The 12595-nt window shown below is 66.6% G+C and carries 9 protein-coding genes and 1 pseudogene; 5 read left to right on the forward strand and 5 right to left on the reverse strand.

The features are described 5' to 3' along the window. Positions 1–19: 19 nt before the first annotated feature. From GGQ90_RS25075 to GGQ90_RS25085, 3 genes are read left to right on the forward strand one after another with little or no spacing between them, the layout of a single operon-like run. A complete protein-coding gene (locus GGQ90_RS25075; RefSeq protein ID WP_246428437.1) occupies positions 20–1336 on the forward strand; it encodes an efflux RND transporter periplasmic adaptor subunit in 1317 nt (438 codons plus the stop codon). Positions 1337–1347: 11 nt separating this feature from the next. Further along, positions 1348–2040 (forward strand): ABC transporter ATP-binding protein, encoded by a 693-nt coding sequence (locus GGQ90_RS25080; RefSeq protein WP_188084286.1) that lies wholly within the window; start codon positions 1348–1350, stop codon positions 2038–2040. A gap of 24 nt (positions 2041–2064) precedes the next feature. Next, entirely contained in the window at positions 2065–4569 is a 2505-nt protein-coding gene (locus GGQ90_RS25085; RefSeq protein WP_188084287.1) for an FtsX-like permease family protein, read from the forward strand. 63 nt (positions 4570–4632) lie between these two features. On the opposite strand, the gene GGQ90_RS25090 is transcribed toward GGQ90_RS25085, so the two are convergent. Both GGQ90_RS25090 and GGQ90_RS25095 read right to left on the reverse strand, forming a co-directional pair. After that, positions 4633–5076: a pseudoazurin gene (locus tag GGQ90_RS25090; RefSeq protein WP_017501382.1), complete on the reverse strand. Its 444-nt coding sequence runs from the start codon at positions 5074–5076 to the stop codon at positions 4633–4635. Positions 5077–5164: 88 nt separating this feature from the next. Then, positions 5165–5710, reverse strand: coding sequence for a rhodanese-like domain-containing protein (locus GGQ90_RS25095; RefSeq protein WP_188084288.1), 546 nt, complete (start codon positions 5708–5710; stop codon positions 5165–5167). Positions 5711–5793: 83 nt separating this feature from the next. Between GGQ90_RS25095 and GGQ90_RS25100 the strand changes: the two genes are divergently transcribed. Both GGQ90_RS25100 and GGQ90_RS25105 read left to right on the forward strand, forming a co-directional pair. Then, positions 5794–6630 (forward strand): quinoprotein dehydrogenase-associated SoxYZ-like carrier, encoded by an 837-nt coding sequence (locus GGQ90_RS25100; protein ID WP_188084289.1) that lies wholly within the window; start codon positions 5794–5796, stop codon positions 6628–6630. Next, the gene (locus GGQ90_RS25105) at positions 6627–7580 is read left to right on the forward strand and encodes a quinoprotein relay system zinc metallohydrolase 1 (protein WP_188084290.1); all 954 of its coding nucleotides are present in this window, start codon (positions 6627–6629) and stop codon (positions 7578–7580) included. Before GGQ90_RS25100 ends, GGQ90_RS25105 begins: the two co-directional genes overlap by 4 nt. 399 nt (positions 7581–7979) lie before the next feature. Here the strand turns inward: GGQ90_RS25105 and GGQ90_RS25110 are convergent, their stop codons facing one another. From GGQ90_RS25110 to GGQ90_RS25120, 3 genes and pseudogenes are all read right to left on the reverse strand, one after another. Next, positions 7980–10313, reverse strand: coding sequence for a TonB-dependent receptor (locus GGQ90_RS25110; protein ID WP_188084291.1), 2334 nt, complete (start codon positions 10311–10313; stop codon positions 7980–7982). A gap of 84 nt (positions 10314–10397) precedes the next feature. Continuing rightward, positions 10398–12356: an acetate--CoA ligase gene (gene acs, locus GGQ90_RS25115; protein WP_188084292.1), complete on the reverse strand. Its 1959-nt coding sequence runs from the start codon at positions 12354–12356 to the stop codon at positions 10398–10400. A gap of 11 nt (positions 12357–12367) precedes the next feature. Next, positions 12368–12595 (reverse strand): annotated as a pseudogene (locus tag GGQ90_RS25120) (TonB-dependent receptor); the annotation flags it as partial.

The following is a 12595-nucleotide window of genomic DNA, read 5'->3' on the forward strand; positions in this document are numbered from 1 at the left end:
GACAATGGAGCCGCCGCGCATGAGCGTCGTCAGCATGCCAAGCGAAACGCCGCGCAGCGACCAGCCCCGCAGCGGCGGCGCGATGGATCGGGTGGTGGCGCGCAAGACCCTGCCCCTGCGCGCGAAGATCGCGCTGGGCGCCGTCGGCGCGATCGCACTGCTCGGCACCGCCTGGTATTATATGCCCAGCGGCAACAGCCAGACCCTGCCGGCCGATCGCATTGCCATTTCGACCGTGACCCAGGGCCGGTTCGACGATTTCCTGCCGCTGCGCGCCCGCGTCACCCCGCTCATCACCGTCTATCTCGACGCGATCGAAGGCGGCAGGGTCGAGGAAGTGCTGGTCGAGGATGGCGCCTCCGTCCAGAAGGGCCAGCTGCTCGCCCGCCTCTCCAACGCCGAACTGCAACTGTCGGTCCTCGCCCGCCAGACCGAAGTGACGCAGCAGCTCAATTCGATGCGCAGCCAGGAACTGGCGCTGTCGCAGAACCGGCTCACCAACAGCCGTGCGCTGCTGGAGGCGGAACTCGACCTTAAAAAGGCGCAGCGCCAATATGAGCGGGAAGCCCCGCTGGCCGCACGCGGCTTCGTCGCCGGCCGGACCTTTGCCGATACCCGCGACGACGTCGCCTATCAGCGCGATCGCCGGGCCGTCCTCGCCCGCACCCAGCAGACCGACGAGCGGCTCCAGACCAGCCAGCTTGCCCAGTTGCGTTCCTCGGCCGACACGCTCCAGTCCAGCCTCGGCGTCGCCCGCGCCAGCCTGGAGGCGCTCAACCTGCGCGCGCCGGTCGCCGGCACCGTCTCCGCCTTCTCGATCCAGGTCGGCCAGTCGATGGCGCGGGGCGAGCGGCTCGGCCAGATCGACAGCCCCGGCCGCAACAAGCTGGTCGCGGGGATCGACGAATTCTATTTGCCCCGCGTCCTGCTCGGCCAGACTGCGACGGTCGACTGGAACGGCAAGAGCTACCGCATGAAGGTCGCGAAAATCTATCCCACCGTGCGCAACGGCCAGTTCGAGATCGACCTGCAATTCCTCGACGGCGAACCGCCCCAGATCCAGCGTGGCCAGACGCTCCAGGCCAAGCTGACGCTGGGCGATCCGGTGCGCGCGCGCCTCATCCCCAATGGCAGCTTCTACAATGACACCGGCGGCAGCTGGGTGTTCGTGGTGACGCCCGACGGCGGCGAGGCGGTCAAGCGCGCCGTGCGGCTTGGCCGGCGCAACGCCGACTATATCGAGATTCTCGACGGGCTGGAGCCCGGCGAGCAGGTGCTCACATCCCCCTATACCGGGTTCGCCGACAAGGATCGGCTGGTCCTCGAAAAGAAGTGAAAGGCAAAGACATGACCCAAGCGTTGCTCAGCCTGCGTGAACTCAGCCGCGTCTATCGCACCGACATGGTCGAAACCACCGCGCTCGACGCGATCGACCTCGACATCTTCGAGGGCGAATTTGTCGCGATCATGGGCCCGTCGGGCTGCGGCAAGTCGACCCTGCTGAACATGATCGGCATGCTCGACAGCCCGTCGAGCGGCTCCTACCGCTTTGGCGACACCGAGATTGCGGGCCTGCCCGAACCCAAGCTGGCGGGCATCCGCAAGACGCATCTGGGCTTCATCTTCCAGAGCTTCAACCTGATCGACGAGCTGAGCGTGGCCGAGAATATCGAACTCGCCCTGCTCTATCACGCCATGCCCGCCGCCGAGCGCAAGGCGAAGGTCGAGGCGGTGATGGACCGGGTCGGCATCGCCCATCGTGCCCGCCACCGCCCCAGCCAGCTGTCGGGCGGCCAGCAGCAGCGCGTCGCCGTCGCCCGCGCATTGGTGTCGCAGCCACGCCTGATCCTGGCCGACGAACCGACCGGCAATCTCGACACCAGCCATGGCGAGGAAGTGATGAAGATGCTCCAGACGCTCAACGCCGAAGGATCGACCATCGTCATGGTCACCCACTCGCCCGCCCATGCCGATTATGCCAGCCGCGTCGTCCACATGCTGGACGGCCGCATCCTGCAGGAACGGCGCCGCGCCGCCTGATAGCCCAAGACGGAGAGACTTCCCATGTGGCGCAATTATCTGACGGTCGGCCTGCGGTCGCTGCTCAAGAGCCGCACCTATGCGGCGATCAACATATTGGGGCTGGCGACCGGCATGGCGGCCTGCCTCATCATCCTGCTGTTCGTCCGCAATGAACTGACCTTCGACGCCTGGATGCCGCAGGCGGACCGGACCTTCCAGTTCCAGACCTATTATACCGACCCGCATGGCGGCCGGGAAAATAATCTCCAGATGGCGCCCTTTGTCGCGCAGGCGGCCCTGCGGAAGGATTTCCCGCAGATCGCCGCGTCCGTCCATCTGCTTTCGGCCGGGCCGGTCGCGCTGCGCAACGGTGTCGCGACCGAAGTGGACGAGATGAAATTCGTCGACGGCCCGGTGTTCGACGTGCTCGACCTGCCGCTGGTGAAGGGCGATCCGCGCACCGCGCTGGCCAAGCCCGGCGACATGGTGCTGACCGACAGCGAGGCGAAGCGCCGCTTCGGCAGCGAAGACCCGATGGGCCAGACGCTGACGCTCATCTCGCGCGGCATCTCGACCGATTATCGCATCAATGGCGTGCTCAAGGATCTGCCCAAGGCTTCGCACCTCAAGATCACCATGCTCGCCCGCTATGATCCGCCCAGCTACTGGGCGCAGACCCCCGATTTCCTCAGCCAATATGGCTGGCAGTCGGGCTGGATCTATGTCCGGCTGAAGCCCGGCGCCGACGTCAAGGCGATCAATGCGCAGCTGCCGCAATGGGAAAAGCGCAACATCCCGGACCAGTTTTTCGGCGGCCGTCGCTTCAACCAGGGCGATGACATGGACTTTACCCTGGTCAACGTCCGCGACGTCCATTTGGGCAAGGCCCAGAACGGGTCGATGACGCCGGGCAATGATCGCGGCTCGATCATCACCTTCGCCATCGTCGCGCTGCTCATCCTGGGCATGGCCTGCGTCAATTTCGTCAACCTCGCCACCGCCCGCGCCAGCCAGCGCGCGCGGGAGGTTGCGCTGCGCAAGGTGCTGGGCGCCAATCGCCGCCAGCTGGTGCTGCAATTCATCGGCGAATCCATCCTGGTCTCGGCGGTGGCGATGCTGGTCGCGCTGGCACTGACCGAATTGCTGCTGCCGCTGGTCAGCCGCTTCCTCGACGCGGACCTCGCCCTCCATTATTTCGGCAGCGGCGGCCTCATCCTGCCGATCATCGGCCTGGTGCTGCTGGTCGGCGTGGCCGGCGGCGCCTATCCCGCCTTCTACCTGTCGCGCTTCCAGCCCGCCCGCGTGCTCAAGGCGAACAAGTCGGCCGCCGATGCGGAAGGATCGGGCCGGCTGCGCAGCGCGCTGGTCGTCGCCCAGTTCGCGGTGTCGATCGGCCTCATCATCTGCACGGCGGTGGTCTATGCCCAGACCCTCTACGCCCGCAATTCCGATCCCGGCTACAAGCGCGAGGGGCTGATCCAGATTTCGGGCATCAGCCGCCGCCAGCTCGACCCGGTGCTCGACACGATGGTGCGGGAAATCGAGAAGGTCGACGGCGTAACCTCGGTCGGCCGCACCAATATCGGCATCAGCACCACCAACAACACCAATAGCGGCATCCTGGTGCCCGGCCGTGAAGAGCCGATCAGCATGGGCATCTATCAGGTCGACACGAAATTCTTCGACACGATGGGCATCAAGCTGCTCGCCGGGCGAAGCTTCGACATCAACCGGCCGATCGACGACATCACCCGTCCCTTCCCGGAGGTTCCGGAAGCCGAGCGTGCCTTTGCCGCGCGCGGCGCCAATACCGTGGTCAACGAACTGGCGGTCAAGCGGCTGGGCTTTGCCTCACCGCAGGACGCGATCGGCAAGCAGGTGCGCGGCGGCCTGGTGCGCGACGAATTTGGCGGCAGCGTGCCGATCACCATCATCGGCGTTGTCCAGGATTCGCGCTTCCGCTCGATCCGCGACCCGATGGACCCGATCTTCTTCCTCTTCGATCGCGACAATCATAACGAGATGCTGATCCGCTATCATGGCAATCCGGCGACGGTGCTGGCGCGGATCGAAAGCGTGTGGAAGCGCCTCGCCCCCGAAGTGCCCTTCACTGCCCGCTTCAGCGACGACATCGTGCGCGAAGTCTATCATGCCGAAGAAGCACGGGCGCAGGCCTTCGCCGCTTTCGCCCTGCTGGCGGTGATCGTCGGCTGCCTCGGCCTGTTCGGCCTGTCCGCCTTCACCGCGCAGCGCCGGACCAAGGAGATCGGCATCCGCAAGGTGCTGGGCGCCAGCACCGGGAAGATCGTGCAACTGCTGGTCTGGCAGTTCACTCGCCCGGTACTGATCGCCAACCTCATCGCCTGGCCGGTCGCCTGGTGGCTGATGCGCGACTGGCTCAACGGCTTCGACTCCCGCATCGCGCTGACGCCGCTGCCCTTCCTGCTGGCAGGCGGGCTGGCGCTGCTGATCGCGATCCTCACCATCGGCGCGCACAGTTTCCGGGTCGCGCGCACCAACCCGATCCACGCGCTGCGCTACGAATGACAGAAAACAGGCCGGCCATCCTGGTGGATGACCGGCCTGCCTGTTTGCGGGACCGGCCCGCGCTTATTTCACTTGGGCAAGCGCCGCATTCATCCGCTTGGCGGCGAAGGGCGGCAGCTTGACCGCCTTGGCCGCCGTCACATCGGCCGCCGTCGGCTTGCCCACCTGCACCAGCGCCACCATGCCCATCGAATAATGGGGCATGCACTTGATGCCATAAAGGCCCGGCTTGCTGACGGTCAGCACCGCTTCCTTGTTCATCGCCCCCTTCATCGGGGTCGCACCGGCCGGCAACATGGTGGAGATGGTCTCGGCATTATGGCTGGGATCGGTCGGCTGGAAATGGATCACGTCGCCCGGCGCCGCCTTCACGAAGGACGGCTCGAACACCATCGCGCCATCGGCGCCCTTGTTCTTCATATGGACGGTGATGTCCTTGGCCGCGGCCGGCATCGCACTGGCCATGGCCAGGCCGCCGATGATCGCCAGCGCCGAACGATGAAGCATTTACTCTCTCCCGAAAATCAATGGTTTGAACTACCCCGTTAGCGTGCAACATGCCCAAAAACGGGGGCCAGACAATTGACCTTTGGTCCTATCGGCGCGCGGGTTGGACGGGCTTCAGGTCGCGGCCCAGATCGCGCCAGCCATCCGTCCCCTCGGCCAGCCACCAGATATTGCGATAGCCCATCGCCCTCAGCCGCCGCGCCGCATTCCAGCCCATCCAGCAATCCGCGCGGCAGAAGGTGACGATCATCCGGTTGCGCTTCCCCCCGGTCAGCCGCGCAACCCCGCGCGCGAACCAGTCGGCGATATCCGGCATCGGCGCGCCCCGCCCGCTTTCGGGAAACCAGTGGGCGCCGGGAATGCTCTCATGCGGCTGCGCCAGTTGCCAGCGTCCGTCCGCCTCGCGATGGCCGCCCTCGGCCGGCAGCACATCGATCAGGATCATGTCGACATCCGGCCGCAGCCCGGCGATCGCGGCCGGCGCGATCCTGCCCACCCCCTCGGGCGGGCGATGCACGGGGCTGCGATAATAAGCGATGCGATAGCCCGCCGCATCGAACAGCCCGGCCTCCTGCGCCTGCGCCACGCCAGGCACCAGCAGCGCCGCCGCCATCAGCCCGATCCTCGCCCGCATCCCCATCCCTCCCGACGTCACGACCAAAGGTGCAATGGTAGCGACTTTCCCTCCGCGCTAGGCATGGACTTTGGGAGAAGAGGATGAACAGGCGCAAGACCCTGACAACCATGGCCATGTCCTGCCTGCTGGCAGCCGGCAGCATAGCGCCTGCCCGCGCGCCCTATCCCGCCGATCCGCTGCACTCGCCAATGTGGACCGCCCATGCGCAGACCATCTTCGGCGACGATCCGGTCCGCTTCGATCCGCGCGTGAAGGTCAGCTATCCCGAAATCGCGGAAAATCAGCGCAGCTTCCCGGTCGCGCTCGACGCGCGCGGCCTCGGTCCGGACCTCGGCTCCGTCAGGCGCATGCTGATCCTGGCCGATCTCAATCCCATCCCGATCGCCATCGATTATCGTCCCGACGGCGCCGAACCTTATGTCGCCACCCGCATCAAGCTCGACCAGCGCACCCCGGTGCGCGGCGCGGTGCAACTGGCCGACGGCCAATGGCTCGTCAGCGGCGGCTGGGTCGATGCGGCGGGCGGCGGCTGTTCCGCCCCGCCGGTCAGCCGGGTGAAGGGCGACTGGGCACAGCATCTGGGCGAAATGCGGGGCGAAGCCTGGCCGATCGCCGACGGCGCCAGCCGGCTGCGCGTCACCTTCCGCCATCCGATGGACACCGGCTTCGTCGCCAATATCCCGACCTATCATATCGAACAGATGCGCGTGACCGGCCCTGACGGCCGGCTGCTCGGTCAGATGGAGATATGGGCCGCCGTCGCCGAAGACCCCGCCATCACGCTGATGCCCCGCGCCCATCCCGGCGACACGCTCTCCATCGCCGCGCGCGACACCAATGGCCGCGCCTATCTCGCCAAGGTGACGGTCGCCCGCCAGTCGCCCCTGCCCGCTGCCACCGGCGCGACCGGCCGATGATGCTCAACCGCCGACAGGCGCTGGCCGGCATGACCGGCGCCCTCCCCCTGCTGACCGGCGCCGCAACCGACGATTATCGCATCGATCCGCAACCGGTCGCCGATGGGCTGTGGATGATCCACGGCGCCGACGAACCGATGCTCTTCGCCAATGGCGGCGCGATCGCCAATATCGCGATCATCGCCACCCCGGCCGGCACGCTGCTGGTCGATGCCGGCCCCTCGATCCGCTACGGCCACATGCTCAGGAAAGTGGCGGAGACACTGACCGGCCAGCCGGTCGTGCGGGTCTATGTCACCCATCTCCATCCCGACCATGGCATGGGCATCGCCGCCTTCGATCCCACCATCGTCGCCGCCCTGCCCGGCACCATCGCCGACATGGAACGGGACGGACGCGGCTTTTCCGATGCGCTCTATCGCCTGCTGGGCGACTGGATGCGCGGCACCGACCTTGCCCTGCCGGGCCGGCGGATCGACCAGCCGGCGGAGGATTTCGGCGGCCGCCGCCTCCAACTGCTGCCGCTCGCCGGCCACAGCAATGCCGATCTCGCCTTATTGGACGAACGCACCGGCACGCTGATCGCCGGCGACCTGCTCTTCCTCGACCGCGCACCCAGCACCCCGACCGCAAACCTCACCCGCTGGCGCGAGAGCCTGGATGCGCTTGCCAGATTGTCGCACAAGGCGGCGATCCCCGGCCATGGCCCGTTCGATCCCGGCGGCACCCGCGCCATCGCCCAGACCCGCGACTGGCTCGACTGGCTCGATGCGACGCTGCGCACCGCCGTGCAGTCCGGCCTCGACATGGTGGAGGCCGGCACCCTCCCCATCCCCGACCGCTTCGCCACCATGGCCGCCGCCCGCTACGAACTGCAACGCAGCGTCTCGCATCTCTATCCCGCGCTGGAGGCCGAACTTCTACCCAGGGTGGACCTGCCGGAGGGGTAAAAAGTCGAATTGGATGGGTTTCCGTCACGCCCCTCCCGCAAGCGGAGGGGCAGCGAGACTTGCGCGCGCAGCGCATTAGTCACAGCGGGGTAGGCAACCGCCCGTCCCGCTGTCCTACACGCTGCTTTTCTGATCAATCCTCTACGATGCGACAGCGACTTAGCCTGCCAGCCCACCCGACGCGTGCCGCACGCTTTTGTGGCGCGCGGCTGTCGCGTCACGATGGCGCGACAAGGGCAAGGGCGACGCGCTTCTATGCCCCTCCCCCCATTACCCCCGGCGCGGCACAGGCGCGTTACCGACGCGTCGCAGGTGCGCGACAGGCGCAAACGGCCCCAATAGGCCGTTTACACTGTGAACTTCGGCAGGCGCGCGCCCGATTGCGGGCGCCGCCATGCTTCAGAATTTCGCCTTCACCCCGGCATACCAGCGGCGCGGCGCCCCCGCGCCATACGCCCTCGGATCGCTCGCCCCCGGCGCCTCGTCCAGTTCGATCTCGTCCACCGCGGTAAAGGTGCCGAAGGTCGCATAATGGCGGTCGAACAGGTTGCGCACTTCGCCGAACAGGGTGACGCCGGGGAGGATGTCGATGCCGGCGCGGATATTGGCGATCAGATAGCCGGGCACCTTGGCATTCCGGTTGGCCTCGTCGCCGACCAGATATTGGCCGGACCGGGCGATCAGGTCGCCGCCTACCGACCAGCCGCGCTTGCCGCCCAGCTTCCCGGCATAGTCCAGACTCAGCGTGGCACTGTGGCGCGGGATGCCGGGCAGGCGATCGCCCTTGCTAACGTCGATCGTGCCGTCGTCATTGGCTTCCGGGTTGGCCGGGCTGCTCAGTATCAGCGCGCTGCGATAGGTGGCATCGGTAAAGGCATAGCTGAGGCCGGCGGTAAAACCGCCCCGCGCCGCCTTGACCGACGCCTCGACACCCTGGCGCCGGGTCTTGCCGATATTCTGGAAATAGGCCCGGCCGCGAATGTCCGACGCAATATATTGGATGTCGTCATGATTGCCGGTGCGATAGGCGGAAACCAGCCAGTCGGCGGTCCAGCCACCGACGACGAAGCGGCCCGAACCGCCCGCCTCCCAGCTTTTCGCCACCACCTGCTTGAGCGGCGGATCGGCGATGAAGAAATTGGTGAGGCTGCACGGCGCATTCTCGTCGGCGCAGGACAGTTCGGCCGGGGTCGGCGCGCGGTTGGTCTCGGCATAGCCAGCCCGCAGCGACAGTCCGTCCGAAACCCGATAATCCAGTTCCGCGCCGGGATTGAGCCGCTGGAAATTGTGCCGCCCGTTCAGCGCCGTGCCGATCTGGTCGACCAATTCGATCCGCGCATGGTTCCAGCGCAGCCCCAGTTCCGCCGTCAGCCCCGGCGCCAGCGGCAACCGGTCCTGCACGAAGACGCCCCAATAATCGGTGTGCGCGACCAGTCCGACCGGCGCGATCGCACCATCCGGCTGGACGATGATCGACCCCAGCCCCTCGACGCTGCGCTCGTCCGTCATCGCCCCCAGTTCGGTCGATGTGTCGAACCGGGTGCGGCTCGTGTCGTAGCTCAGGCCGATCGCAAAATGATTGGTCCCGCCCATCAACGCGCGATCGTCGATCAGTTGCACCAGCACGCCGATCGCATCGGTCCGCGTCCGCCCCCGGTTGAGCACGCCATAGCCCTCGCCGCCCAGGGTGTCGGCAATGGCATTCCCGTTCGCGTCGGTCAGGACGCTCTGCGTCTCGTCCCCATCATCATCGCCGCCGACCGTCTCCAGGCAGAGCAGCCCGGCGTCATCCTCCTCCTCGCACCCCTCGATATCGGCGGCATCGCCATTGACGGTATGCAGGGTCAGTCGCTGGGCATAGAGCGTTCCCTCGATCCGGGTCGTGTCGGACAGAGCGACCCAGGGGTGCAGGCTGATCCGGCCATAGCTGCTGCGGCTATTGTCGGGCCAGGTGAAGACGGCGCGCCGGTCCGCCGCCAGCAGCTCGACCGGCGACACGCCATTCCCGGTCAGGTCGGTCTTTGCGCCGACCAGCTTCATGTGCAGCCCGCCCTTCTCGGTATCGAAGCCAAGATCGGCATAGCCATTATAGAGATGCGACGGGCTATGATCGCGCCAGCCATCGTCACGGCTATACTGGAACGCGCCGAACACACTGAAATTGCCGCGCGCAAAGCCGCCGGCGATGCTCGCCTCGGCATAGCCGAAACGACCGCCGGTCATGCTCGCCTCCAGCCCCGGATCGCTGCGCCCGTCCTTCGTCTCCATCAGGATCGCCCCGCCCAGCGCGTTGAGGCCATAGACCGGGCTGGCATCAAGCAGGCTCAGCTTGCGGATTCCCGCCTCGGGGATCAGGTCGAACTGGACGGTATCGCCGAACGGCTGGTTGAAACGGGCGCCATCCATATAGACGGCCAGCCCCTGCGCCTGTCCTTGCAGCGGCGAGGCAACGAAGCCGCGATAGAGAAGATTGGGTTGCCAGGGGTTATTCTGCGCGTCCTGCAGCGTGATGCCGGCCATATTGCGGGTCAGCGCGCCCAGCAGGTCGGGCGTGCCGCCGATGCCGATATCCCGGCCGGAAACGGACAGCGCATCATCGACATCGATCGCCCCGCCCGGCGCCGTCACGATGATCGTCTGCGCCGGACCAGCCTCTAGTTCCTCGGCCTGCGCCAATACCGGCATCAGCGCCACGCCCGCCAGACCCGCGCAAAGCCAGCCCCTGCCCCGCATATTCCTCTCCCATCTCTGTTTATGGAAAGAACGCTAGGGAGGGCTGGCCATCGCCTCCATTATACCTTGGGTCGCATTTGTCCTTCAGGCCGCGACCCCGGCGCGACTGCGCACCAGGTCCGCGACTACGCTCGGGTCGGCCAGCGTGCTGACATCGCCCAGCGCCTGTGCCGACACCTCCCCCTCGGCGATCTTGCGCAGGATGCGGCGCATGATCTTGCCCGATCGTGTCTTGGGCAGGCCGGGCGCGAACTGGATCACGTCCGGCGTGGCGATCGGGCCGATCTCGCTGCGCACCCATTGGGTCAGGGTCCGACGCAAATCCTCGCTCGGTTCCTCACCCACATTCAGCGTGACATAGGCATAGATGCCCTGCCCCTTGATGTCGTGCGGCATGCCGACCACTGCCGCCTCCGCCACGGTTGCGTGCAGGACCAGCGCGCTCTCGACCTCGGCCGTACCCATGCGATGGCCCGACACATTGATGACATCGTCGACCCGGCCGGTGATCCAATAATAGCCGTCCGCGTCCCGGCGAGCGCCGTCGCCGGTGGTATATTTGCCGGGAAAAGTGGTGAAATAGGTCTGGAAGAAGCGCTCATGATCGTTCCAGACGGTGCGCATCTGGCCGGGCCAGGACCGGGCGATCACCAGATTGCCTTCGCTCGCCCCCTCCTGCACCACGCCCTCGCCGTCGACGATCTGCGCCTCGACACCGGGCATGGGGAAGGTCGCACTGCCGGGCTTGAGGTCAGTGGCGCCCGGCATCGGCGCGATCATCGCGCCGCCGGTCTCCGTCTGCCACCAGGTGTCGATGATCGGGCAACGCCCCTCGCCCGCGACGCCATGATACCAGCGCCAGGCTTCGGGATTGATCGGTTCGCCGACGCTGCCGAGCAATTGAAGCGACGCGCGGCTGGTCTTCGCGACATGATGGTCGCCCTCCTTCATCAGCGCGCGCAGCACGGTCGGCGCGGTGAAGAGGGTATGGACCTGATGCCGGTCGACCACCTCCCAGATGCGGCTGGGCGTAGGCCAGCTCGGCAGGCCTTCATACATCAGCGTCGTCGCGCCATTGGCCAGCGGGCCATAGACGATATAGCTATGCCCCGTGACCCAGCCGACATCGGCCGCGCACCACCAGACGTCGCCGGGCCGATAATCGAAGCAGAGCGCATGGGTGAGGCTGGCCCAGAGCAGATAGCCGCCGCTCGAATGGACCACGCCCTTGGGCTTGCCGGTGGAGCCGGAAGTGTAGAGCAGGAACAGCGGGTCTTCCGCGTTCATCACCTCGGCCGGGCAGTCGGGTGCGACGCCCGCCATCGCTTCGTCATACCAGCTGTCCCGGCCCGGCTGCATCACCACCGCCCCGCCGGTCGCCCGCACCACCAATACCCGGCGCACGCTGGTGCAATGGTCGAGCGCCAGCGCCGCATCAACATTGGCCTTGAGCGGCACCCGCTTGCCCCCGCGCCGCCCCTCGTCGGCGGTGATTACGATGCTGGAATCGCAATCGGTGATGCGGCCTGCCAACGCCTCGGGCGAAAAGCCGCCGAACACGACACTGTGGATCGCGCCAATCCGCGCGCAGGCGAGCAGCGCCACCGCCGCCTCCGGGATCATCGGCATATAGATGGTGATGCGGTCGCCCCGGCGCGCGCCGGCATCCTTCAGCACATTGGCGAAGCGGCAGACTTCGGCATGGAGTTCGCGATAGGTCAGGCTGCGGGACGCTTCCGCCGGATCATCGGGTTCCCAGAGGATCGCGGTAACGTCGCCCCGCTCGGCCAGATGCCGGTCGAGACAATTGACCGACACGTTGAGCGTGCCGTCGGCGAACCACTGGATGCCGAAATCCGCTTCGTCGAAGCTGCTGTCCGATGCGCGGGTCGGCGGCGTGATCCAGTCCAGCCGCTGCGCCTGCTCCAACCAATAGGCATTGCCGTCATCAAGCGAGCGGCGATAATCGGCGGCGCGGGCCGCCTGGTTCATGCGGGCATGGGCCGCCCAGTCGGCAGGTATCGGAAACAGGTCTTCGGACATGATGGCTCCCTTCATTGGCCGAACCGCACGCCGATCCAGAGCGTCCTGGGCGTGCCCAGGTCGATCGATCCACCGGCATTGCGGGTGACGACATCCTCGTCGAACAGATTCTCTCCGCGCGCGACCAGGCTGATGCCAGGACCGATCGGCAGCCGGGCGAGGGCGTCCAAGGTCAGCGCATCGGGCAACACATCGCTCTGCAGATCATCCTCATATTGCCTGGCCGTGTAGCGCAGCGT

The organism is Sphingobium scionense, assembly GCF_014197035.1.
GTDB classification, from domain to species: Bacteria; Pseudomonadota; Alphaproteobacteria; order Sphingomonadales; family Sphingomonadaceae; genus Sphingobium; species Sphingobium scionense.